General features: G+C 69.0%; 22 protein-coding genes. 9 read left to right on the top strand and 13 right to left on the bottom strand.

The genetic code is table 11. The features are described 5' to 3' along the window. The first annotated feature begins 56 nt into the window (after positions 1 to 56). Positions 57 to 1088 (top strand): LacI family DNA-binding transcriptional regulator, encoded by a 1032-nt coding sequence (locus ACIO3S_RS06915; RefSeq protein ID WP_378826203.1) that lies wholly within the window; start codon positions 57 to 59, stop codon positions 1086 to 1088. Between the two features lie 23 nt (positions 1089 to 1111). Further along, complete coding sequence (arfB, locus tag ACIO3S_RS06910) at positions 1112 to 1537, top strand: alternative ribosome rescue aminoacyl-tRNA hydrolase ArfB (protein WP_400460851.1); 426 nt, start codon at positions 1112 to 1114, stop codon at positions 1535 to 1537. Positions 1538 to 1727: 190 nt separating this feature from the next. Here the strand turns inward: arfB and ACIO3S_RS06905 are convergent, their stop codons facing one another. Both ACIO3S_RS06905 and ACIO3S_RS06900 read right to left on the bottom strand, forming a co-directional pair. Further along, positions 1728 to 2237 (bottom strand): GNAT family N-acetyltransferase, encoded by a 510-nt coding sequence (locus ACIO3S_RS06905; RefSeq protein ID WP_400460849.1) that lies wholly within the window; start codon positions 2235 to 2237, stop codon positions 1728 to 1730. Then, a complete protein-coding gene (locus ACIO3S_RS06900) occupies positions 2234 to 3406 on the bottom strand; it encodes an acyl-CoA dehydrogenase family protein (protein ID WP_378826292.1) in 1173 nt (390 codons plus the stop codon). The genes ACIO3S_RS06905 and ACIO3S_RS06900 overlap by 4 nt, the downstream gene beginning before the upstream one ends. Before the next feature lie 85 nt (positions 3407 to 3491). Between ACIO3S_RS06900 and ACIO3S_RS06895 the strand changes: the two genes are divergently transcribed. Beyond that, positions 3492 to 3944 carry a CoA-binding protein gene (locus ACIO3S_RS06895; protein WP_160025109.1) on the top strand — a complete coding sequence of 151 codons (453 nt, stop codon included), beginning with the start codon at positions 3492 to 3494 and terminating at the stop codon, positions 3942 to 3944. A gap of 2 nt (positions 3945 to 3946) precedes the next feature. Here the strand turns inward: ACIO3S_RS06895 and ACIO3S_RS06890 are convergent, their stop codons facing one another. Then, positions 3947 to 4396: an Lrp/AsnC family transcriptional regulator gene (locus ACIO3S_RS06890; RefSeq protein ID WP_160025110.1), complete on the bottom strand. Its 450-nt coding sequence runs from the start codon at positions 4394 to 4396 to the stop codon at positions 3947 to 3949. Positions 4397 to 4507: 111 nt separating this feature from the next. On the opposite strand from ACIO3S_RS06890, the gene ACIO3S_RS06885 reads away from it, so the two are divergent. Further along, positions 4508 to 4990: a DUF2000 domain-containing protein gene (locus ACIO3S_RS06885; protein ID WP_400460846.1), complete on the top strand. Its 483-nt coding sequence runs from the start codon at positions 4508 to 4510 to the stop codon at positions 4988 to 4990. A gap of 3 nt (positions 4991 to 4993) precedes the next feature. On the opposite strand, the gene purE is transcribed toward ACIO3S_RS06885, so the two are convergent. Further along, positions 4994 to 5488 (bottom strand): 5-(carboxyamino)imidazole ribonucleotide mutase, encoded by a 495-nt coding sequence (purE, locus tag ACIO3S_RS06880; protein ID WP_141805921.1) that lies wholly within the window; start codon positions 5486 to 5488, stop codon positions 4994 to 4996. A 132-nt stretch (positions 5489 to 5620) separates the two neighbouring features. Here purE and ACIO3S_RS06875 point away from each other — a divergent pair, with 132 nt between their 5' ends. Beyond that, on the top strand, positions 5621 to 8341 hold the full coding sequence (locus tag ACIO3S_RS06875) for a DEAD/DEAH box helicase (protein WP_400460843.1): 2721 nt from the start codon (positions 5621 to 5623) through the stop codon (positions 8339 to 8341). Positions 8342 to 8505: 164 nt separating this feature from the next. On the opposite strand, the gene ACIO3S_RS06870 is transcribed toward ACIO3S_RS06875, so the two are convergent. The 4 genes from ACIO3S_RS06870 to ACIO3S_RS06855 all read right to left on the bottom strand — a co-directional run bounded on the left by ACIO3S_RS06870 (position 8506) and on the right by ACIO3S_RS06855 (position 12083). Beyond that, positions 8506 to 9663, bottom strand: coding sequence for a 5-(carboxyamino)imidazole ribonucleotide synthase (locus tag ACIO3S_RS06870; protein WP_400460841.1), 1158 nt, complete (start codon positions 9661 to 9663; stop codon positions 8506 to 8508). A gap of 94 nt (positions 9664 to 9757) precedes the next feature. Further along, positions 9758 to 10057 carry a winged helix-turn-helix domain-containing protein gene (locus tag ACIO3S_RS06865; protein WP_229788189.1) on the bottom strand — a complete coding sequence of 100 codons (300 nt, stop codon included), beginning with the start codon at positions 10055 to 10057 and terminating at the stop codon, positions 9758 to 9760. A gap of 249 nt (positions 10058 to 10306) precedes the next feature. Continuing rightward, on the bottom strand, positions 10307 to 11257 hold the full coding sequence (locus ACIO3S_RS06860) for an adenylate/guanylate cyclase domain-containing protein (RefSeq protein ID WP_400460839.1): 951 nt from the start codon (positions 11255 to 11257) through the stop codon (positions 10307 to 10309). A 37-nt stretch (positions 11258 to 11294) separates the two neighbouring features. Further along, complete coding sequence (locus tag ACIO3S_RS06855; RefSeq protein ID WP_400460837.1) at positions 11295 to 12083, bottom strand: biotin--[acetyl-CoA-carboxylase] ligase; 789 nt, start codon at positions 12081 to 12083, stop codon at positions 11295 to 11297. Between the two features lie 61 nt (positions 12084 to 12144). On the opposite strand from ACIO3S_RS06855, the gene ACIO3S_RS06850 reads away from it, so the two are divergent. From ACIO3S_RS06850 to ACIO3S_RS06840, 3 genes are all read left to right on the top strand, one after another. Then, complete coding sequence (locus ACIO3S_RS06850; RefSeq protein WP_400460835.1) at positions 12145 to 13761, top strand: acyl-CoA carboxylase subunit beta; 1617 nt, start codon at positions 12145 to 12147, stop codon at positions 13759 to 13761. 162 nt (positions 13762 to 13923) lie between these two features. Further along, on the top strand, positions 13924 to 14136 hold the full coding sequence (locus ACIO3S_RS06845; protein ID WP_400460833.1) for an acyl-CoA carboxylase subunit epsilon: 213 nt from the start codon (positions 13924 to 13926) through the stop codon (positions 14134 to 14136). A gap of 27 nt (positions 14137 to 14163) precedes the next feature. Beyond that, complete coding sequence (locus ACIO3S_RS06840; RefSeq protein ID WP_400460831.1) at positions 14164 to 15510, top strand: glycosyltransferase 87 family protein; 1347 nt, start codon at positions 14164 to 14166, stop codon at positions 15508 to 15510. Here the strand turns inward: ACIO3S_RS06840 and ACIO3S_RS06835 are convergent. Both ACIO3S_RS06835 and ACIO3S_RS06830 read right to left on the bottom strand, forming a co-directional pair. Continuing rightward, positions 15477 to 16781, bottom strand: coding sequence for a hypothetical protein (locus tag ACIO3S_RS06835; protein ID WP_400460829.1), 1305 nt, complete (start codon positions 16779 to 16781; stop codon positions 15477 to 15479). The genes ACIO3S_RS06840 and ACIO3S_RS06835 overlap by 34 nt on opposite strands. Continuing rightward, entirely contained in the window at positions 16774 to 17283 is a 510-nt protein-coding gene (locus tag ACIO3S_RS06830) for a SigE family RNA polymerase sigma factor (protein ID WP_400460827.1), read from the bottom strand. Before ACIO3S_RS06830 ends, ACIO3S_RS06835 begins: the two co-directional genes overlap by 8 nt. A 111-nt stretch (positions 17284 to 17394) precedes the next feature. Between ACIO3S_RS06830 and ACIO3S_RS06825 the strand changes: the two genes are divergently transcribed. Beyond that, positions 17395 to 19074 carry a DUF885 domain-containing protein gene (locus tag ACIO3S_RS06825; RefSeq protein ID WP_400460825.1) on the top strand — a complete coding sequence of 560 codons (1680 nt, stop codon included), beginning with the start codon at positions 17395 to 17397 and terminating at the stop codon, positions 19072 to 19074. A gap of 647 nt (positions 19075 to 19721) precedes the next feature. On the opposite strand, the gene yjfF is transcribed toward ACIO3S_RS06825, so the two are convergent. Genes yjfF through ACIO3S_RS06810 form a run of 3 tightly spaced genes read right to left on the bottom strand, consistent with a single transcriptional unit; the run spans position 19722 to position 23360 of the window. Then, positions 19722 to 20726: a galactofuranose ABC transporter, permease protein YjfF gene (gene yjfF, locus ACIO3S_RS06820; RefSeq protein WP_350841763.1), complete on the bottom strand. Its 1005-nt coding sequence runs from the start codon at positions 20724 to 20726 to the stop codon at positions 19722 to 19724. Continuing rightward, entirely contained in the window at positions 20723 to 21784 is a 1062-nt protein-coding gene (locus ACIO3S_RS06815) for an ABC transporter permease (protein ID WP_400460822.1), read from the bottom strand. Before ACIO3S_RS06815 ends, yjfF begins: the two co-directional genes overlap by 4 nt. Then, positions 21777 to 23360 carry a sugar ABC transporter ATP-binding protein gene (locus ACIO3S_RS06810; RefSeq protein ID WP_400460820.1) on the bottom strand — a complete coding sequence of 528 codons (1584 nt, stop codon included), beginning with the start codon at positions 23358 to 23360 and terminating at the stop codon, positions 21777 to 21779. Before ACIO3S_RS06810 ends, ACIO3S_RS06815 begins: the two co-directional genes overlap by 8 nt. Positions 23361 to 23391 lie beyond the last annotated feature (31 nt).

Genomic DNA, 23391 nt, shown 5'->3' with positions numbered 1-23391 from the left:
TTACCGACTCTCGCTTAGTGTGGCAAGAGTCACATTCCTGACGACAAGGGGCATCGATGGTCCGAACCAACCGCTCCCCCCGCCTGATCGACGTCGCCCATGCATCCGGCGTCTCGATCGCAACCGCCTCCCGCGCGCTCTCCGGAACCCCCGGTGTCAGCGACTCGGTGGCCGAGAAGGTCCGCCAGGCGGCACGCGAGCTCGGCTATGTCGCCAATCTCCATGCCCGCTCGCTCGCCAGCGGATCGACCGCGACCATCGGGCTCGTCGTACACGAGATCGGCGACCCCTACTTCTCCGAGATCGCCAGCGGCGTGCTCAGCCTCGCCGCCGAACACGGGCGCACCGTCCAGATCTGCCACACCGGCCGCGACCCCGAGGCCGAGGTCGAGCAGGTACGCAGCCTGGTGGCCAACCGCGTCGGCGCGATCCTGATCGCGGGGTCGGGCTTCGTGGACGCCTCGGTCGAGGCGCCGATGCGGTTCGAGGTGCAGCGCTATGCAGAGGCGGGCGGTCGGGTCGCCGTCGTCGGTCGGCATCACCTCGGGGTCGACAGCGTGCTGCCCGACAACCGTCCCGGCGGTCGCGCCGTCGCCGAGCACATCCTCGGCCTGGGCCACCGGCGCATCGTGGTCGTCTCGGGCACCCTGGAGCTGACCACCGTCGCCGACCGGCTCGAGGGGGTGCGCGACGCGCTCGAGGCGGCGGGGCTCGACGCCGGCGATGTACCCGTCCTCGAGGGGCCGTTCACCCGCGAGGGCGGACGCGAGTGCATCCGCCGGATGCTCGCCGACCACCCGCGTACGACGGCTGTCATCGCCCTCAACGACGACATGGCCATCGGGTGTCTCTCCCAGCTGCGCAGCTCCGGGGTCTCGGTGCCGGGCCAGGTCTCGGTCAGTGGGTTCGACGACGTCGCCGTCGCCCAGGACCTCTCCCCCGGACTCACCACCGTGCGCCTGCCGATGGCCGAGATGGGCGCCCGGGCGCTGACGCTGGCGCTGAAGGAGCCCGGCTCACGCGCCCGGCGGCAGCGGGTCCCCGCCGAGCTCGTGGTGCGCGACTCGACCGGGCCGGCCGCTCGGTAGCCCCGCGGACTAGGGTTCTTCGAGTGAAGGATCTTCGGGTACCACCGGGCCCTGGGCTGCCCGAGGGTCTCGTCATCCCCGACACCGAGCTGGTCGAACGCTTCTCCCGCTCCCCCGGTCCCGGCGGGCAGTCGGTCAACACCACCGACTCCCGCGTCGAGCTCTCCTGGGACCCCGCCGCGTCATCCGCCCTCGACGAGCGCCAGCTCGCCCGCCTCCTCGCCCGCTCCTCGGGGCCGCTCGTCGTCGTCTCCCACGAGCAGCGCTCCCAGCACCGCAACCGGGTAGCAGCCCGCGAGCGCCTCGCCGACCGCATCCGCGAGCTCCTCGCCCCGCCACCTCCCACCCGCCGCCCCACCAAGCCCACCCGCGGCTCCAAGGAGCGCCGCCTCGACGCCAAGCGCCAGCGCGGCCAGACCAAGCAGCTCCGCGGCCGTGTCCAAGACTGACCGCCGAGGCGTCACCCCCGCCGGTCGAGGCGTCACGTACGTCGGCCGAGGCGTCACGTACGTCGGCCGAGGCGTCAGCCCCGTCGACCGAGAGTTATGTACGTCGGCCGAGATGCCACCAAGAGGACATCTCGATTCGCCGGAGTGACGTCTCGCCCGACCGGGGTGACGTCTCGCCGACGTACGCCCGTCAGGTGGGGTCGGTGGCCAGCCGGGCGTGGGTCTCGGTGTCGTAGCGGACGCCGTCGTAGAGCAGCTTCTGGCGTTCTCGGCCCTCGACGAGGAAGCCGGCGGCGGTGGCGACACGGCACGACCCGGGGTTGTCGAGGCGGTGGCCGGTCTCGAGGCGGAAGAGGTCGAGCTCGTCGAAGCAGTGCCTGGCCAGCAGCTTCAGGCCGGTGCTGCCGACACCTCGCCCACGGTGCTTCTCGAGGGTCCAGTAGGAGATCCAGCCGATGCTGTGGACCCGCATGTGGGTGGTGACCCGCATCTGCCCGAGGAGGTCGGCGCCGTCGACGACGGCAAAGGTGTAGGCCCGGTCCGCGACCGCGTCCTCAGCCCATCCGGCGATCAGCCGCTCGGCATCCTCGACCGTGACCACGTCCGCCGGCCGCTCGGTCTCCATCCCGGCGCCTGCGTACGCAGCGAGCAGAACCTCCGCGTCCGACTCCTCCCACTCGCGGAGCCGAAGTCCGGTCACAGGGTCGACTGGATGCCGGCGAGGAGCTGGCGGGCCATGACGATGCGCTGGACCTGGTTGGTGCCCTCGTAGATCTGGGTGATCTTGGCGTCGCGCATCATCCGCTCGACCGGGTAGTCGCGGGTGAACCCGTAGCCACCCAGCAGCTGGACGGCGTCGGTGGTGACCTGCATCGCGACATCGGACGCGAACGCCTTGGCCGCGGCACCGAAGAAGGTCAGGTCCTTGTCGCCCCGTTCGGAACGACCCGCGGCCGCGTAGGTGAGCTGGCGGGCAGCCTCGATCTTCATGCCCATGTCGGCGACCATGAACTCCACACCCTGGAACTCCGCGATCGCCTTGCCGAACTGCTTGCGCTCCTTGATGTAGCCCAACGCATAGTCCAGCGCACCCTGAGCCACACCGACGGCCTGCGCGGCGATGGTGATCCGGGTGTGGTCGAGGGTCTGCATGGCGTAGGTGAAGCCCTTGCCCTCCTCGCCGATGAGACGGTCCGCGGGGATGCGCACGTTGTCGAAGTAGACCTCGCGCGTCGGAGAGCCCTTGATGCCGAGCTTCTTCTCCGGGGCACCGAAGGAAACCCCCTCATCCGACTTCTCCACCACGAAGGCGGAGATCCCCTTGGAGCGCTTCTCCGGGTCGGTCACCGCGAGCACGGTGTAGTACTCCGAGACGCCGGCGTTGGTGATCCAGCGCTTGACTCCGTTGAGCACCCAGAAGTCGCCGTCGCGTACGGCCCGGGTCTTCTGGTTGGCCGCGTCCGAGCCCGCGTCGGGCTCCGAGAGACAGTACGAGAAGTTGCCCTCACCAGCGGCGAGCTTGCCGAGGTACTTCTTCTTCAGCTCCTCCGAGCCACCGATCTGCACCGGCAGCGAGCCGAGCTTGTTCACGGCGGGAATCAGAGAGGCCGAGACGTCCGCACGAGCGATCTCCTCGATCACCAGGACCGTCGCGAGCGCGTCGGCACCCACACCGCCATACGCCTCCGGCACATGCGGCGCGAAGAACTCGGTCTCGACCAACGCGTCGTGCGCCTCCTGCGGGTAGCGAGCCTCCTCGTCGACCGCAGCCGCGGCCGGAGCGATCTTCGCGTCACAGATCTCGCGGATGGCCTTGCGGATCTCCTGGTGCTCCTCGGAGAGGGCGAACAACGGGTACTCGGCACTCATGTCCCGGAGTCTATGCCTGTTTGCTACTCGCCAGTAAGTCGGTGGGCCACGGAATCCACCGACCCTCGTTGTTGTTGTGCGCTACATGACCGTTGCGTGGCTCGACCAGGACACCATCGACAAGCTCCTCGACGACTCCGAGACCTGGGCGGTGGTCGGCCTCTCAGGCGATCCGTGGCGTACTGCCTACTCGATCGCCCAGGAGCTCCAGCAGCACGGCAAGCGGATCATCCCGATCCACCCCGGCGCAGCCGCCGAGGGCAAGGAGGTGCTCGGCGAGAAGGTCTATGCGACCCTGGCCGACGCCGCTGCAGCCGTCGGGAAGATCGATGTCGTCGACGTCTTCCGCCGCTCCGAGGCCGCCGGCCAGTTCGCCGACGAGGCCGTGGCGATCGGCGCCGGCGGCGTGTGGTTCCAGATGGGCGTGGTCGATGAGTCCGCCTTCGAGCGCACCACCGCGGCCGGAGTGCCGATGGTCATGGACACCTGCCCGAGCAAGATCTGGTTCGAGCGCGCCAGGGCCGGCGCGCGGGCGTAAGGCTAGGGCTCGAACGTCATCGTCCGCAGGTGCTCGTAGATCACCGAGGTCTCCACATCGGCGATCTCGGCCCGCGAGGTGAGCCGGTCGATGACGAACGCGTAGAGCGCGTCGTTGTCGGCGACCGCGACATGGACGATGAAGTCCATCCGGCCGGAGGTGACGAAGACACCGACGGCCTCCGGGAGCGCGCCGACCCAGTCGCGGAAGGACTCGATGTTGGCGCGCGAGGGCGGTCGGATCCGCACGGCGACGAGCGCCTGCACGCCCCGGTCGATCTGGCGTAGATCGAGGTCGAGGTACGCCCCGCGGATGAGCCCGCGGCGCTGCATCGCCCGCGCGCGGTCGTGCACGGTGGTCGCCGAGACGCCGACTTCTGCGGCGATGTCCCGGAGGCTCCGCCGTGCATCCATCGTCCAGGCGGCCAGAATCTGACGGTCGACTTCATCCATGCACGCCAGACTAGCCAATCTTCCTGACAATGACCGGCCTGATTGCGCTCACTCCTGACATTCTCAAGACTTGTCCTCGAATCAGTTGGCGAATGACAAGGAGTCAGAGCGATGAGCACAGGTGTCGAGGAAGCCAGGATCGGGTTCGCACCCGACGAGATCGACCAGTCCGCCAGCACGCGGGACGTGCCCTTCAAGTGGGTGGTCGTCGTCGACCAGGCCCTTCCCGCCGGCCGCGCGGTGAACGCGGCCGTCTGCGTCGCGGGGGCGACCACGCAGCGTACGGTCGGCCTCCTAGGCGAGGACGCGGTCGACGCCGACGACTCGACGCACCCGGGCCTGCCCTGGATCGGCTGTACGGTGCTGGGCGCGCCGGCCCAGCGGCTGACCGATCTGCGTCGTCAGGCGGTCGCCCAGCCAGGGGTCGCGGTGATCGACATGCCGACCCAGGCGCAGCACACGAGGGTGTACGACGACTACCTGTTCGCCGTCGGGAACAATCGCGGCGCTGATCTGTCCTACTGCGCGGTCAGCCTCTTCGGCCCTCGCCGGATCATCGACAAGCTGGTCAAGGGGCTTTCGCTCCTGCCCTGAGCCTCAGGAGGTGGCGTTGCGGACGACCTCGCCCTTGGCGGCCGCCAGTTCGGCGAGCGACTTCTCGTACGCCACCAGCTTCTGCTGCAGCTCAGGGTCGGCGACGCCGAGGATGCGGGCGGCGAGGATGCCGGCGTTCTTGGCGTTGCCGATGGCGACCGTGGCCACCGGGATGCCACCCGGCATCTGAACGATCGACATCAGCGAGTCGAGGCCGTCGAGGTACTTCAGCGGCACCGGGACGCCGATGACGGGCAGCGGAGTGACCGAGGCGAGCATGCCCGGAAGCGCGGCGGCACCGCCGGCGCCGGCGATGATCACCGAGAGGCCGCGACCGGCCGCCTCACGGCCGTAGTCGAGCATCTCCTGCGGCATCCGGTGGGCCGACTTCACATCGGCCTCCCACTCGATCCCGAACTCGTCCAGCAGCTCGGCCGCTGCCTTCATCGTCGGCCAGTCGGAGTCGGACCCCATCACGATCCCCACGCGCGCACTCATGGGGACAGGCTATGCGCCGACCGGGCTGCCTCGTGTCACCGGGCCGACCTCTGTCCGTCATCTACCTGTCGGTGCCGCCCGCTAAGGTCATCCGACGCCGTCCTGTACGCCCCCACGACCCCACAAAGGCAGATGGATCCAGCTACGAGCACCGACGTCGTCGTCACCGCGCGCCCGAACCCGACCGCGGTCGAGCGGTTCACCGGGCTGACCAAGGCGGAGCGCAAGGCGCTGCCGTCCCGGGTGCGGCAGGTCGCGTCCTGGTCCCGGCAGGCGGCGTCGGCGACCCGCGCTCGGGCCGAGATCGAGCAGGAGGCGGCCGAGGCGGTCGACCACTACCGGGCGAGCGCGGCCGAGCTGAAGCGCGCGGCGCAGGTGGCCTGGCGCAGCATCGCCCTGGACCGGAGCGACGGGCCGCGCCTGGCCGCGATCGCGCGATGTCACGCGCTCGAGCCGGTCGAGGAGACCACCCAGGAGCTCGTCGACTCGCTCGTCGCCGCCGCGGACGACGTGGCGAAGGCCAAGAAGGCTTCCGGTGCGCGTCGCCTGCTGGTGCGCGGGAGCCGCCGCGAGGAGGCCGAGCTGGCCGGCAGACAGGTGCTCGAGCTGCACCAGCGCGCGAGCGAGATCCATGCGCCCGAGCGGCTCGACCAGCTGACCAGGCTCCCGGCCCGGCGCCGGGTACGGATCCGGGAGGCGCTGCTGCCGAGCGTCGGTCTCCTCGAGGCGCTCTCCGACCTGGGCTCGGAGGCGGTGCTGGCTCCGCGCAAGGGCGTCCTCGTGCTGCGCAACGAGGGCGAGGCGCTCAACGAGGCCAGGCGCTCCGAGGAGCCCGCGCGCCGAGCCGCGACCGACGCGGCCAACGCGGTCAGGAGCGCGGACACCGACACGGCGGTCAGGTCGCTGCCGGTCGACGAGCTCGCCGATCTCGTACGCGTCGAAGCCCTCCTCGAGGCCGGGATCAATACCGTCCACGAGGTCATCCATCCCGCCTCTGATCTGCGACAGCTCCCCGGCGTCGGTCCGGCCACCGCGATGCGGATGCAGGAGGCGGCGCAGGCGCTGTGGCAGCGCACCTACGACGAGATGCCGCTCGCGATCGACCACGAGCGTCGCACCCCGGCGGCCACCAGGCTGCTCGCGCGGCTGGCGGAGTGGGAGGCCGGGCGGCGTACGAAGGACGCGGGGGCGGAGCTCGCCCTGGTCCAGTCGCTGCGGCCGCTGATCCGGTCTCTGGACAGTGGTGCGCGGTTCCATCTGATCCTGGCCAATGCGGCCAGCCTCGATGACTTCCAGGGCGCGCTACGGGCGATCGCTCACCGAGCCGAGATGGCCCGCCGGGTGCGTCCGGGCAACCGCCCGGCCGACCCGTGGGAGGACTTCGAGAAGCGGCCCGCCGACTACTACGCAATGCTCTCCGAGCTCGGCTTCCTCACCGAGGACGAGGACAAGATCCACGGTGACCTGTCGGCCGAGATCATCGAGGCGGTGCGGGCCCAGGAGCTGCGCACCAACAACCTGACCGCGTCGCTGCGCGGCTACCAGCATTTCGGCGTCCGCTTCGCGCTGGTGCAGATGAAGGTCATCATCGGCGACGAGATGGGGCTCGGCAAGACGCTCCAGTCGCTGGCCGTGCTCGCTCATCTGCACGCGATGGGCGCGTCCCACACGCTGGTCGTCTGTCCGGCCGCCGTGGTCACCAACTGGGTGCGCGAGACCGACTCGAAGACGACCCTCGTCCCCCACCGTCTCCACGGCAACCGCCGCCTGAAGGCCGCCAAGATCTGGGTCGAGCAGGGCGGCGTCGCGGTGACCACCTACGAGACGCTCAACGCGATCCAGCCGTTCCTCGACCAGGTCAAGGTCGCCTGCGTCGTGGTCGACGAGGCGCACATGATCAAGTCTCCGCGCACCCAGCGCACCGAACGCGTACGCCGGGTGCTGGACGCCTCCGACCGCGCCATCCTGCTCACCGGCACGCCGATGGAGAACCGCATCGACGAGTTCCGCAACCTGGTCTCCTATCTCCGCCCCGACCTGCTGCTCTCCGCCGACGAGTTCAACCCCCACCGGTTCCGCAAGCAGGTCGCCCCGGTCTACCTGCGCCGCAACCAGGAGGACGTGCTCACCGAGCTGCCCGACCTCGTCGAGGTCGAGGACTGGCTGCCCCTCTCCGTCGCCGACGAGAGGGCGTACGCCGACTGTGTCCGCGACGGCAACTTCATGGCCATGCGCCAGGCCGCCATGCTCCAGGGCACGTCGTCGGCGAAGGTCGAGCGGCTGGTCGAGATCGTCGGCGAGGCCGAGGAGAACGGCCGCCGCGTGATCGTGTTCTCCCACTTCAGGAAAGTCCTCGACGACCTGGTCACGCTCCTGCCGGGTGAGGTCTTCGGCCCGCTCACCGGGTCGGTGCCCGCCGAGGAGCGGCAGCAGATGGTCGACGAGTTCTCGGCCGCGGGACATGGTGCCGTGCTGGTCACCCAGATCGTCGCCGGCGGCGTAGGCCTCAACATCCAGTCGGCCAGCGTCGTCGTCATCTGCGAGCCACAGCTCAAGCCGACCATCGAGTGGCAGGCCATCGCCCGTGCCCGCCGGATGGGCCAGCTCCAGTCCGTCCAGGTCCACCGCCTGCTCTCCGAGGTCGGCGTCGACCAGCGCATCCACGACATCCTCGCCGCCAAGGCCGAACTCTTCGACGACTTCGCCCGGGTCAGCGCCACCGCCGCCAGCAGTCCCGAAGCGTACGAGACCTCGCATCCCGAGGACGCCGTCACCGCCCTCGCCACCGAAGCCTCCGACGCCGAGATCGCCCGCGACGTCGTCGCCACCGAACGCCAGCGCCTAGGCGTCTGACCCCAGCCGAATCTGTAGTTCTGGAGGCCGAGTCCTCAGTTCTGGGCGCCGAATCGTCAGTTATGGCGAGCGAGTCGGTAGTTCTGGCGTTTGCAGAACTACCGACTCGGTGTCCAGAAGTGCAGTTTCGGCGCCCAGAACTGCGGATTCGGCGAGGGTGAAGGTCAGTCGGAGTCGTTGCCGAGGTCGCCCTGGAACCAGTCGGCGGCGTGGCGGGCGCGCTCGAGGCAGTCGTCGAGGTCGTCGCCGTAGACGTTGACATGCCCGACCTTGCGACCCGGGCGCATCTCCTTGCCGTAGAGGTGGACGCGGAGGTGGGGGTCGCGGGCCATGGCGTGCGGGTAGCCGTCGTAGAGGCGGCCGACGTTCTCCCGGGTCGAGCCGAGGATGTTGACCATCACCGACCACTTCGCGCGGGGAGCGGGAGAGCCCAGAGGCAGGTCCATGACCGCGCGCAGATGGTTCTCGAACTGCGAGGTGACGGCGCCGTCCTGGGTCCAGTGGCCGGTGTTGTGCGGGCGCATGGCGAGCTCGTTGACGAGCAGCCGGCCGTCGACGGTCTCGAACATCTCGACCGCCAGGATGCCCACGACGCCGAGCTCACCCGCGATGCGCAGCGCGATCTGCTCGCCCTGGACGGCGAGCTCGGGCGAGAGGTCGGGCGCCGGAGCGATGACCTCCTTGCAGACGCCGTTCTCCTGGTAGGTGTGCACGACCGGGTACGCAGCGGCCTGGCCGCTCGGCGAACGGGCGACGATCGCGGAGAGCTCCCGGCGGAAGTCGACGAGCTCCTCGGCCAGGACCTGGACCCCTGCCTCCTCGGCGACACGGAGCGGCTCGGCGACATCGGCGACGTCGCGTACGACCCAGACGCCCTTGCCGTCGTATCCGCCGCGGGTGGTCTTGAGGACGCACGGGAAACCGAACGCCTCGACCTCTGCGGTGGACGACACGATGGCGTTGCGCGGGCACGGGATGCCGAGCTCGGTCAGCCGCGCGCGCATGACGCCCTTGTCCTGGGCGTGCACGAGCGCGTCCGGGCCGGGGCGGACAGCTACCCCGGCGGCCGCGAGCGCATGCAGATGCTCGGTCGGGACGTGCTCGTGGTCGAACGTGACCACCTCACATCCCTCGGTGGCCTTCTTCAACGTGTCCAGGTCGCGGTAGTCGCCTACCAACTGGTCGGGGATCACCTGAGCGGCCGACACACCCTCGCCCTCGGCGAGAAGCCGGAGCGGGAGGCCGAGCGCGATTGCGGGCTGAGCCATCATGCGGGCCAGCTGGCCGCCGCCGATGATCGCAAGTGTCGGTGCGAGGGTCACGACGACAGGGTAATGAGACTGCCCCGCCGGGGCCGATTTCGCGGATCCCCCTCACGCAATCCGCGAAACCCGACCCCCGGCAGATGAACGAAGGTCAGGCCTTCTCGAAGCGCAGTCCCTTGCCGCGCAAGGTGGTGATCAGATGGGGCTTCCGGGGGTCGTCGCCCAGCTTGCGACGCACCCATCCCAGGTGTACGTCGATGGTCTTCGACGAGGTGTAGAAGGTCGCGTTCCACACGTCCCTCATCAACTCGTCACGGGAGACGACATTGCCAGCCCTCTTGATCAGGGCGTGAACCAGGTCGAACTCCTTGCGAGAGAGCGTCAGCTCCTCATCGTTCCGCCATGCTCGCCGCGTCTCCGGGTCGAGCTTGATCTCCTGTACCTCGATCATGAGACCGACATTAGGGAGGTAAAGAGCCCTTGGCAAAGGATTGCACGATATTGCCACTGACATTTTCATGCCAAGGTGCAACGAATTGGGCATGCCAAACGTGCGCCCCCGAATCGCGCACTCAACCATGCCCACGAAGGACCTGCCGGGTAAAGCAATCAGGGCCCGTCGTTGATCGACTGTTAACTACAACGGAATGTGAACAAAACCGCGAAACCGCAGGTCAGCGACACCCTCGAAGGTCACGATTCAGACACGGCGGACAGCGACGGGCTCCACGATCCCGAACCCTCGCACCGGTCGAGCGGCCAGTCGCCGGGTCTCGAACTCGTCCTCGGGCATCGTCCCGGCGGTCGCCTCGTCGACGATGATCCGGTTGCGGCGAGCGACAGCGGTCAGCCGCGCGGCCATGTTCACAGGCGGTCCAAAGACATCGCCGAGACGCGAGACGACATTGCCGGAGGCGAGCCCGACACGTACGTCCGGCATCCGCGGGTCCCGGCCGATCACGTTGATGATGCCCTCGGCGGTGCCGTAGGCCTGGAGCGGGTCGTCGTTGACGAAGAGCACCGAGTCGCCGAGCGACTTGATGATCCGGCCGCCCCAGGTCGCCACCACGTCGGCACACCGCGACTCGAAGAGCTCGACCAGGTCGCCGATCTTCTCCTCGGTCAGCGTGTTCGACAGCGCGGTGAACGAGACGATGTCGGCGAACCCGACCGTCTGCCAGACCGTGCCCAGCTGCTCCTCGGGGCCGGCGATCGACGCCTCGGCCCGAGCGAGCGCGGCGCGCGTGTGCCGGCGCCAGGCGAAGATCATCATCTCCTCGAACGCGCTCTCGAACTGCTCGGAGACGGAGACGGTCGCCTTCAGCAGCTCGGCGGGCGTCCGGTCGCCCTCGTTCTGGGTCTCGACGTGGTGCAGCAGCGCGGAGACTTCGTAGTCGGACAGGCGCGCCATCGACTGCCCGATGCCGCGGGTCAGGTTGACGACCAGGTCGAAGCTGACCAGCCCGTTGCCGGCGATCTCGTTGGCCTTGGCCAGGGCCTGCACGTCCGCCTCGTCGAAGAACGCCTCGTCGTCCCCGATCTCCGGGAACCCGAGAGCACGCCACAGACGCTTCGCCTGGTCCAGGCTCACGCCGGCCTTCTCGGCGACCTCCGCCGAGGTCAGGTTGACGGGCTGCTTCGATTTCGCCACGAACAGATCATGCCATCCGGCTCGTCACGACCGCCCGTCACGACCGCGGACGGAGCCGGGCGTGGATGACGTCGCCCGCGCCGACCACCCGCGACCCGTCGTCGGTCGCGATGACGAGGCGGCCGAAGTCGTCGATCTCGGTGGCCACGCCCTCCCAGACGTCCCCGCCCGGCAGCTCGGCGCGTACCTGCTCACCGACGGTCACCGACAGCTCCCGATAGCGGCGAGCGAGCTCGGCGGGGTCCGACCCCCAGATCTCGTACGCAGCCCCCAGCTCCTCCAGCAGCGCGGCAAGCATCTCGGTGCGGTCGACCGGCGCGCCGCTCTCCAGCTCCAGTGAGGTGGCGGTCTCGATCGGCAGCTCCTCGCGCGTCAGCGAGGTGTTGAGCCCGAACCCGATCACGGCGGCCGCCCCCTCGGGTCCGTCGATCCGCTCGATCAGGATCCCGCAGACCTTGCGACCCTCGATGAGTACGTCGTTGGGCCACTTCAGCCCCGCTGCGTACCCCTTCTGCCGCAGCACCGATGCGACCGCGACACCGGTCATCAGCGGGAGCCACGGCCACCGCTCGACCGGGATCGAGGGCGAGGGCCGCAGCAGCGCGGAGACGGCCAGCGCCGAGCGCGCCGGGGTGATCCAGCCCCGGTCCAGGCGTCCTCGGCCGGCGGTCTGGTGCTCGGTGGTGATCACCAGGCCCGGCGCCTCGCCCGAGCGCGCGCGCTCGGCCAGTACGGCATTGGTCGAGGGTGTCTCGTCGAGGACCTCGACGCGCCATCCCCCCGGCAACGCATCGAGCCGGGAACGGTCCAGTGATGGGCGTCGCATCGCGAAAGGAGGCACGGGGATTAGATTGGCCCCCGCACCGCACGAAGTCCAAAGGAGCAACGTGAGCGCCGAATCGACCAACGAGCCAGTCATCGATCTGCACACGACTGCCGGGAAGCTGGCCGAGCTGGAGCGTCGTCTTGACGAGGCTGTCCATGCTGGTTCCGCGAAGGCGGTGGAGAAGCAGCATGCGAAGGGTCGCCAGACCGCGCGGGAGCGGATCGAGATGCTGCTCGATGAGGGCTCGTTCCAGGAGGTCGATGAGCTGGCCCGGCATCGTTCGACCGCGTTCGGGCTGGAGAAGAACCGGCCCTTCGGGGATGGTGTGGTGACCGGGTACGGCACCATCGATGGCCGTCAGGTGTGTGTGTTCTCCCAGGACTTCACCGTCTTCGGTGGGTCGCTGGGTGAGGTCTATGGCGAGAAGATCACCAAGATCATGGACCTGGCGATCAAGACCGGGTCCCCGCTGATCGGGATCAACGAGGGCGCCGGCGCCCGCATCCAAGAAGGCGTGGTGTCCCTGGGGTTGTATGGGGAGATCTTCAAACGCAACGTCCACGCCTCCGGGGTGATCCCGCAGATCAGCCTGATCATGGGCAACTGCGCCGGCGGGCATGTCTACTCCCCCGCGGTCACCGACTTCACCATCATGGTCGACAAGACCTCCGGCATGTTCATCACCGGCCCCGACGTGATCAAGACCGTCACCGGTGAGGACATCACCATGGAAGAGCTCGGCGGCGCCCTGGCGCACAACTCCAAGTCCGGGGTGGCCCACTACATGGGCGCCGATGAGGCCGACGCCATCGACTACGTCAAAGCGTTGTTGTCCTACCTGCCCTCCAACAACCTCGAAGAACCCCCCGCCTACGAGGAGGTCGCGGACCTGGAGATCACCGGGCTGGACCGGGAGCTGGACACCTTCATCCCCGACGGCGGGAACCAGCCCTACGACATGCACGAGGTCATCTCCCATGTGGTCGATGATGAGGAGTTCCTCGAGGTCCAGCCCTTGTGGGCACCCAACATCATCATCGGCTACGCCCGCATCGAGGGCCGCCCGGTCGGGATCGTGGCCAACCAGCCGATGCAGTTCGCCGGCTGCCTCGACATCGACGCCTCCGAGAAGGCCGCCCGGTTCGTCCGCACCTGCGACGCCTTCAACGTCCCCGTGATCACCTTCGTCGACGTACCCGGGTTCCTGCCCGGCACCGACCAAGAACACAACGGCATCATCCGCCGCGGCGCGAAACTGATCTACGCCTACGCCGAGGCCACCGTCCCCCTGGTCACCATCATCACCCGCAAGGCCTACGGCGGCGCCTATGACGTGATGGGCTCCAAACACCTCGGCGCCGACATCAACCTGGCCTGGCCCACCGCCCAGATCGCGGTCATGGGCGCCCAAGGCGCCGCCAACATCATCCACCGCCGCACCCTGGCCGACCTGGAAGCCTCCGGCGTGGGCACCGACGAGGTCGAAGCCAAACGCGCCCAGCTGATCGACGAGTACGAGACCACCCTGGCCAACCCCTACATCGCCGCCGAACGCGGCTACATCGACGCCGTCATCCCACCCCACGAAACCCGCGCCGAAGTCACCCGCGCCCTACGCCTGCTGCGCACCAAACGCGAAACCCTACCCGCGAAGAAGCATGGCAATATCCCGCTCTGATGTGAGCGAAGCGAGCGAGGAGCGGGATATTGCCTGCTTCTTCGCGAGCGCGCCGAGTCGGCGCAAACGGACCGCAGCGAAGCGAAGCGAGCGAGGACCGGATTGCGCCGACTCGGCGAAAGCCCGACGTAAGGCATCTGAAAGACGAAAGGTGGTCACGGAATGACCGACAACCACGAGCAGAAGCCCCTGCTCAAGGTCATCGACCACAACGCCACCCCCGAAGAGGTGGCAGCGATCGTGGCCGTCTTCGCAGCCCTGGGCTCAACCGCGCCGCCGAAGAAGAAGCCCCGCTCCCTGTGGGCCACCCCGCAGCTGCGTACCCCACTCCACCCCGGCCCCGGCGCCTGGCGCGCAAGCGGCCTGCCTCGCTGACGAGGACCGCAATGTCATGATCGCTCCGTGATCACGTTCTCTCGGCGATATCTCCTGGTCACCCTGGCATGGCTGGTGACCCGGGGATGGGTGGTGATCCTCTACGGCTTCCCGGCCGCGGCGGAGGGCTCGTTCTCCTGGTGGGGCGCCGAGTGGGGCGTGGTGGGCGACGTAAACTACTACCGCGACAGCCTCGACGCGCTCGCCACAGACGGGGTCGCGGGGACGCTGGTCGAATATCCGGTGCCGGCGCTGCTGCTGCTCTGGATCCCGTACGCCGCGATCGGCCTGCTCAACCTGGGCGGCGAGGCGTACATCATCGCCGTGCTGGCGATGGCGGCGCTGACCGACCTGCTCTTCATGGTGCTGCTCGTCCGCAACCGCCGCGGGACGCACCCGAGGTTCGGGATCTCCGCCGCGGAGGCGTTGTGGCTGGTCGCCGTCCCGGCGCTGGGGGCGACGGCGTACGCCCGCTTCGATCTCTTCCCCGGGATCATGGTGGGCCTGGCGGTGCTCTACGCGGCCAGGAGACCGAAGGTGGCTGCGGCGTTCGCGGCCTTCGCGACCGGCGCGAAGTACTGGCCGATCCTGGTCATCCCGGCCCTCGCCGCGAACCGCACCACCCGCCGCGGAGTCATCCTGACCGTGGCCGGCACCGGCATCGCCCTGGCCGGGCTGAGTCTTGTCCTCGGTGGCTGGGACCGGCTCTGGACACCGCTGAACTACCAGGGCGAGCGGGGCCTGCAGATCGAGTCGGTCTTCGCGACCCCGGCGATGTACGAGTGGGGCCACGGCGGTCCGGAGAGCGGCTACGCCATCGACTACACCGAGTGGAAGGCGTACGACATCAGCGGGCCGCTGGTCGAGCCGCTGCTCCTCGCGGCGACGATCGCGTCCGTGGTCGCCGGGGCGCTCGTCTTCGTCTGGTGGGTGCTGGCCTGGCGACGCCTCCCCCGCGGTGAGCGGACCGAGGAGACGATCGTGTGGCTGGTGCTCGCGACCGTGGCCGCGTTCCTGGTGACCAACAAGGTGCTCAGCCCGCAGTACATGCTCTGGCTGCTCCCCGCCGCCTCCGCCGGTCTGGTCCTGCTCCGCGGCAGGGCTCGCCGTCAGCTCGGCATCTGGTCGGTCGTGCTGGTCGTGGTGACGCTGCTGACCCACGAGATCTTCCCGCGGATGTACGGCTACATGCTCACCTTCAACGACATCGGCTCACCGTGGATCACCGAGGTGCTGGCCTGGCGCAACGGCCTGCTGGTGCTTCTCTTCCTCTATGCCGCGTGGCGCACGACCCGGTTGCTGGCCGCCCTCCCCGAGCGGGGGCGGCCAGCAACCGAGGGTCAGGAGAGGCAGACCTTGGCGACGTCGCCCTGAGCCGAGTAGATCGTGACCGGCTCCTCGGCGAACACCGGCCGGCAGGCCGCCGGGGTGAGCTCGTGCACGGTGATCCCGTCGTAGAACCCGTGGTCCTCGCAGTTCTCGTAGTTCACGAAGACCTCCCCGGGCTCGCCTCCGTCGCGGAAGATCCGCAGGATGACGTACGCCGTGACCGGCTGCCCCGCGGCACAGTTCTGCGGCGTGTTGGGACCGGAGCGGGCCGGCGCGCTGCGGATCGCCTCCACGAGCCCGGCGGCCTCGGCGCCGGTGACCTCTCGCGAACCGGTCAGCGATGCCGAGGACGGCTCGTACTCGCAGATCGCGATCGACTCCGGGGCATCGCCCTCCAGCGGCGAGGTCGCGGGGTCGGTCTTCGGCCGCACCGGGTCGCCCTCGGCCAGCGGCGAGGCGGTCTCGCAGCCGTAGGGATCCTTCGCGACGGTCCTCAGGGACCCCTTGATCTCCTGGTTGACCCGCTCGTCGCCCGGCCCGGTGAGGATCGTGGCGTACGCGTCGTCTCCGACCTGGACCCGGGTCAGCAACCAGCCCTCGTGCTCCCAGGAACCGGTCTGGAGGGTGGCGCCCTTGCCCGGCTTCTCGATCAGGACGTAGGGCTGCCACAGCGCGAACGGCACCTTGCCGAACTGCGGCGGGAAGTCACGGTCGCTGGTCTCGTTGCAGGCGATGGCCGGCACCGGCTGGTTGGTGATGTTCGCGACGTAGGGAGTCCGTGGCACGGTGTCCCACTGGTCGCCAGGCTTCGCGATGCACTCCGGCAGCGCCGGCGCCGTGGCGTCGGCCCACTCCTGGGGCACCTGGAAGGCGATGTCGTAGCGGACCGCCCAGCGGTTCCCGTCCGCGGGCGCGGGCAGGTCGTCGCGACGACGCTCGATGTAGGTGTCCTCCGGCGCAGCGCCCTTCTGCGCGTCGAGCGCCTCGGGCGCATCAGCGGCACCATCTTCGTCGCCAGCGGTGTCGCTCGCGGCAGTGCTCTCGCCAGCGCCGCCGGTGGGCTGCAGGTTGGCCACCACGCCACCCAGACCGACGACGGCCAACACCGCGGCGGCAGCGGCCAGAATCCAGGTGGTCCGTCGGCGTACGGGTGCCTTCTCCTCGGCCTGCTTGCTCTGGTCCGTCCCGTCGGACACGTCGACCGGCCCCGACGCATCAGAGGCCCCGGGGATCGCGAGCTTCCGCGGCTCGAAACCGTCGGCCGCACGGGCCAGGGCGGCCCGGAAGGCCCGCTCCTCGCGCTCGAAGTCACTCATTGTCAACCCCCTCGTTCAAACGTTCCCTCAACTTGGCCAGCGCCCGGTGCACGTGTGAGCGGGCGGTCGCCTCGGCGCAGTCGAGCACCGTCGCTATCTGCGCGAACGACAGGTCCTCGTAGAACCGGAGGACCACCGCCGCTCGCTGGTTGGATGGGAGCGTCTGCACCAGCTCCCACGCCTCGTCCGCGTCTCGCTCCTCGGGGCCGGGCTCATGGCTGGTCGCCATCGGCTCGACGTCCTCGACCAGCACCAGCCGACGCCGCTTGCGCCAGCCGCTGATCGACCCGTTGACGATGCTCCTCTTCACGTACGCCTCCGCCGTCCCGGACGCCGCCAGCGACTCCCACCGCGGCAGCGCACGGGCCAGGGCGTCCTGCACCAGGTCAGGAGCGTCGGAGTTGTTGCCGGTCACCAGATAGGCGAACCGCTGTAGCGCGGGCCCCCTCGAGGCCACCCAGGCCCCGAAGTCCGGATCCCTCTCCTGCTCTTCGGCATCCACGGACACCTCCTCTGGCACGTTCACACCCCTCCTACGCGAAGTCTGTCGTGTTCGTTGCGTGTAGCGGGGAATTGAGTTGCCCCAAGACGCCCCGGTCCTAAGGTTGGCCGGGTGACCCGTGAAGTAGACGCCCGCACCGACCGCTATGTCGAGGAGCTCTGCGCCCTCGACCCGCTGACCGCGACGTACGTCGGTGTCGCCGGCCACGACGCAGAGCTCCCCGACCTCTCCCCCGACGGGATGCAGGCGGTGGAGGAGCTCAACCGCGCTGCCTACGCCGACGTGGCTGCGATCAGGCCGGTCGACGAGCGTGAGCAGGTCGCCAAGGATGCGTTCCTGGAGCGGGTCGGGCTCGACATCGAGTTCGCCGATGCACAGCTGGACCGGAAGTTCGTCTCGGTCATCACCAGCGGCATCCACAACCTGCGCGAGGTCTTCGACCTGATGCCGACCGGCACCGAGGACGACTGGGCCGCGATCGGCGCCCGGCTGGCCGGGATGCCGGACGCGGTCGCGGGCTACACCGCGACCCTCCGGGAGGAGGCCGCGGCCGGACGGGTCTCGGCGACGGCTCAGTACGAGAAGGTCGCCGACCAGATCCTGAGCTGGACCGGGCAGAAGGGTGCCGGCGACTTCTTCACCGGTCTGGTCTCACGCGCCCCGGACGCCGTTCCTGCCTCCCTGCGCGCCGAGCTCGAGGCCTCGGCTGCGAAGGCCAACGAGTCGTTCGCCGAGTTCGGGCGCTTCATGGCCGCCGACCTGGTGCCCAACGGGCTCCCGAAGGAGGCCGTCGGGCGCGACCACTACCAGCTCTCCTCCCGGCGCTACCTCGGCGCCGAGATCGACCTGGAGGAGACGTACGCCTGGGGTTGGGAGGAGCTCAAGCGACTCTCCGACGACATGGAGGCCACCGCTGACCGGATCCTTCCTGGCGCGAGCGTCGTCGAGGCGGCGGCCCATCTCGACAAGGACCCCGCGCGGCAGCTGACCTCGACCGCCGCGCTCAAGGAGTGGATGCAGACCGCCGCCGACCGAGCCATCGCGGAGCTGGCCGACGTGCACTTCGACATCCCCGAGCCGGTCCGCCGGATCGAGTGCATGATCGCGCCGACCACCGACGGCGGGATCTACTACACCGGCCCGTCCGAGGACTTCTCCAGGCCTGGCCGGATGTGGTGGTCGGTGCCCGAGTCGGTCACCTCGTTCGGCACCTGGCGCGAGCTGACCACCGTCTACCACGAGGGTGTACCGGGCCATCACCTCCAGGTCGCCCAGACCGCCTACCGCGCCGAGCTGCTCAACCGCTGGCAGCGGCTGATGTGCTGGGTCTCGGGCCACGGCGAGGGATGGGCACTCTACGCCGAGCGCCTCATGGACGATCTCGGCTACCTGGACGACCCCGGTGACCGTCTCGGCATGCTCGACGGGCAGTCGTTCCGGGCCGCGCGGGTGATCATCGACATCGGCATGCACCTGGAGCTGACGATCCCGGAGGACAACCCGTTCGCCTTCCACCCGGGCGAGGTGTGGACGCCCGAGCTCGGCCGAGAGTTCATCGGGCAGCACTGCCTGATGGAGGACGCCTTCCTCGACTTCGAGGTCGCCCGCTACCTCGGCTGGCCGGGCCAGGCCCCGTCCTACAAGGTCGGTGAGCGGATCTGGCTCCAGGCTCGCGAGGATGCGCGCGCTCGTGCCGGCGCCGCTTTCGACATGAAGGCGTTCCACCGGGCGGCGCTCGACCTTGGCTCGCTTGGCCTCGATCCTCTTCGGGCGGCGCTTGGGCGGCTGTAACTTTGCTGGCGTCATTGACGTCTGCGGACTGTTCAACGGGGCTGGTCTTGGGCCGCCGACCCGTTCTTTGAGGGTCTTCTCGACCTGGCCCGGAGTCAAGGACGGCCTGCGGCCGCCGGCTTCGCCGGCCGCTTCGCGGTCCTTGACACCGGACCATGTCGAGAAAAGACATGGCTGGCTATCGGGGCGGCGGCCCGGGTGTGGCCACGGCACACGCACCCACGGCAGGTGACCGCTCCACGCTTACAGCAGACATGAGCTCTCCGGGTGGAAGGAAAGTTTCTTCCACCCGGCAACCCCAAACCGGCCGAGGTGGCCTCCGCGGCGAACGAAAATTCGTTCGCCTCCCCAACCACGAGCCCAGCTAGACGCCAAGCGGAAAGAAAATTCCTTCCGTTGGTCGGCCCACCCAAGCTCCCGAGCCCCCACCCAACCCAAACCGCTGCACCAAACCCCTGCCGCCGACCCGATAGCCAGCCAAAATTCTCGGCGACGTCCGGTGTCAAGGATCGCCGAAGGCGACCGGCGTCAGCCGGCGGCCGAAGGCCGTCCTTTACTCCGGACGGCGGCGAGAACACCCTCCTCGAAAGGGTCGGCGGCAAACCCCAACCACAAAACACGGCCCCCGACAGGAGAAGAAGACCGACCTACCCCCTCCGAGTCAACACCCGCTGCGCAACAACAAACACAAGCACCAACACCCCGATCGAGATCCGAGTCCACCACGACGACAGCGTGCCGTCGAAGGAGATGAAGGTCTGGATCGTGCCGAGCACGAGCACCCCGAGCAGCGACCCGATCACGAAACCACGCCCACCGGTGAGCAACGTTCCGCCGATGACCACGGCAGCGATCGCGTCGAGCTCCATCCCGACCGCGTGCAGCGAGTATCCCGAGAGCGTGTAGAGCGCGAACAGCAGCCCGCCCAGCGCCGCACACAGCCCGCTGATCGCGTACACCCCGACCTTGGTCGCCGCGACCGGCAGTCCCATCAGCAGGGCCGACGGCTCGCTGCCGCCGAGCGCGTAGACGGTGCGTCCGAAGCGGGTCGAGGCGAGGACGTACGCAGCGACCGCGACGATCACCAGTGCGAAGACCGCCGTCCACCCGAGGTAGTAGCCACCGGGCAACGTGATCGTGCCGAACGCGATGGCGGAGAAGGTCTCGTCCTTGATCGGGATCGAGTCGACGCTGATCAGGTAGCAGAGACCGCGGGCCAGGAACATGCCCGCCAGGGTGGCGATGAAGGGCTGGATGTCGAAGTAGTGGATCAGCAGCCCCATCGCTGTGCCCAATATGGTCCCGGACAGGAGCACGATCACGATCACCGCGACCACCGGCAGGCCGAGCTCGAGCGTCCGGGCTGCGATCAGCGTCGAGAGGGCCACGTTGGAGCCGACCGAGAGGTCGATCCCGCCGGTGAGGATCACGAACGTCATTCCGACCGCGAGCACGATCAGGAACGCGTTGTCGAGCAACAAGGTCAGGAAGACCTGCGGGTCGGCGAACCCTTCATAGCGGATCCCGCCGATCCCGAACATGCCGATGAACAGCGCGAACGTGCCGAGCACGGGCAGGTAGCGGCGCGGCGGGCTGTAACGTGCGACCCGGGCGATGAGCCCGGTCTCGATCGCGGGCACCTGAACACTCATGCGACAGCCTCCTCGCGGCTGGTCGGCGTACGGTCGCTGCGCCGTTGCAGCACCGCCCGCGCCTTCGGCGACTGCAGCAGGCACACGACCACGACCACCAGCGCCTTGAACAGATAGTTGGCCTCGGCCGGGATGCCGATGTTGGGGATGGTCCGGGTGAGGGTGGCGATCAGCATCGCCCCGACCAGGGTGCCGGTCAGCGAGAAGCGGCCGCCGGCCAGCGACGTACCTCCGATGACGACGGCCAGGATGGCGTCCAGCTCGATCCACAGTCCGAGGCTGTTGGCGTTCACCGAGTGGGTGTTGGCGGCGATGATCAGGCCGGCGGTGCCGGCACACAGTGCCGCGAAGACGTAGACGGTCCAGATGATCGTGCGGGAGCGTACGCCGGCCAGCCGGCTCGCCTCCGGATTGATCCCGACCGACTCGATGAGCAGGCCGAGCGCGGTGCGGCGTACGACGATCTGGGTGGCCGCGAAGACCCCGAGCGCGATCAGGGCGGCGACCGGGAGGGTCAGCAGATGGCCCGAGGCCAGCGCGGCGAAGGCGTCGTTGTTGACCGTGGTGATCTGGCCACCGGTCACCAGCATCGCGATGCCGCGGCCGGCAACCATCAGGACCAACGTGGCGATGATCGGCTGGATGCCGACGACCGCGACCAGGAAGCCGTTCCACAGCCCGAGCGCGACGCTGACGGCGAGTGCCATCGAGATCGCGATGACGGCCGTGCTGGCGGCACCGTCGGCAGGACTCTTGACGATGTAGACGCAGGCGACCGCGCCGGCGATCGCCGCCACCGCGCCCACCGAGAGGTCGATCCCGCGGGTCGCGATGACCAGCGTCATCCCGATCGCGACCAGCAGCACCGGGGCACCGTTGCGGACGATGTCGACCAGGCTGCCGAAGAGGTGACCGTCCTGGATGCGTACGTTGAAGAAGGTCGGCGTCGCGATCAGGTTGACCACCAGCAGCGCGCCGAGCGCCGCCAGCGGCCAGAAGAGCCGGTGGGCCATCGCGCGGGCGCCGAGTCCCTTGCCCGCTCTGATGTTCTCAGGCATCTGCTCGCTCCTTCTCGGCAAGGCCGCCGGGTTCGCCGGTGATGATCTCGAGTACGTCGTTGACATCGATGCCGCGGTTGGGCCGCTCGGCGATCTTGCGGCGGTCCTTGAGGACCACCAGCCGGTGGCTCAGCCGGAGCACCTCCTCGAGCTCGGCGGAGATGAACACCACGCTCATCCCCTTCTCGGCGAGATCGGCGACGAGCTGCTGGATCTGGGTCTTGGCACCGATGTCGATGCCGCGGGTGGGCTCGTCGAGCAGAAGTACGTCCGGCTCCGTGATCAGCCAGCGCGCCAGCAGGACCTTCTGCTGGTTGCCACCGGAAAGACTTCGCATCGGCAGGCTCGGGTCGGCCGGCCGTACGTCGAGGGCGATCATGAACTCCTTGACCAGCTTCTCGCGGGTGGCCGTCGGGATCGGCCGCAACCAGCCACGGGTCGCCTGCAGGCCGAGCAGCATGTTGTCGGCCACGGAGAGCTCCTCGAAGACTCCCTCGGCCTTGCGGTCCTCGCTGCAGAAGGCGAGCTTGCGGTCGATCGCGTGCCGGGGGCTGCGCAGCCTCCGCCGGCTCGAGCCGCGCACCGTGAGGTCGCCGGTGTCGGGGGCGTCGGCGCCGAACAGCAGCCGGGCCAGCTCCGTACGCCCCGAGCCGAGCAGGCCGGCGATGCCGACGACCTCCCCGGGGTACAGGGTCAGGTCGGTGGCCTCCAGGCTCCCCTTCCGGCCCAGCCCGACGGCGCTCAGCACCGGGAGGCGCTGCTCGGCCGCGGCCTCCTCGGATGCCTCGTGCACGGCATGGTCGAGGCGTTCGAGGACCTGGAGGTCGCGGCCGATCATCATCTGCACCAGCTCCAGCTGGGTGGTCCCCTCGACCAGCCGCTCACCCACCACGCGGCCGTTGCGCAGGATCGTCATCCGGTCGGAGATCTCGAAGACCTGGTCGAGGAAGTGGGAGACGAAGACGATCGCGGTGCCCTGGTCACGCAGTCTGCGCATCACCTCGAAGAGCCTGGCCACCTCGTCGGCGTCGAGGCTGGAGGTCGGCTCGTCGAGGATCAGGACCCGCGCGTCGGTGTCGACGGCACGCGCGATCGCGACGAGCTGCTGGACGGCGATCGGGTGACTGCCGAGCTCCGACCCGGGGTCGATGTCGATGCCGAGGCCCTGCAACGAGGCGGCGGCGCGGCGGTTCATCGCCCGGCGGTCGATCGGGCCGATCCCGTTGAGACGGCGCGGCTCGCGGCCGAGGAGCATGTTCTCGGCAACGGTCAGGTTCGGCACCAGGTTGACCTCCTGGTAGACCGTGCTGATCCCGGCGTGCTGCGCCGCGGCCGGGGTGGCGAACTGGGTCTCGACGCCGGCGATCTCCACCCGGCCCGAGTCGATCGTGTAGACCCCGGTAAGCGCCTTGATCAGCGTCGACTTCCCGGCCCCGTTCTCTCCCATGAGCGCGTGCACCTCCCCCGGCAGGAGTCGCAGCGAGACGCCGTCAAGCGCTCGGACCGCTCCGAACGTGATGGAGACGTCCAGCATCTCCACCACCGGCCGGGGTGGCTTCATTTCTGCCTGGCTCATGTCGTACTGGCTCCTGGCGGGGTCGGGGGGA

Origin of the sequence: Nocardioides sp. NPDC087217 (assembly GCF_044744805.1) — a bacterium.
Taxonomy (GTDB): domain Bacteria; phylum Actinomycetota; class Actinomycetes; order Propionibacteriales; family Nocardioidaceae; genus Nocardioides.
The sequence above is the reverse complement of the archived record's forward strand: the minus strand, read 5'-3'. Positions and strand labels throughout refer to the sequence as shown.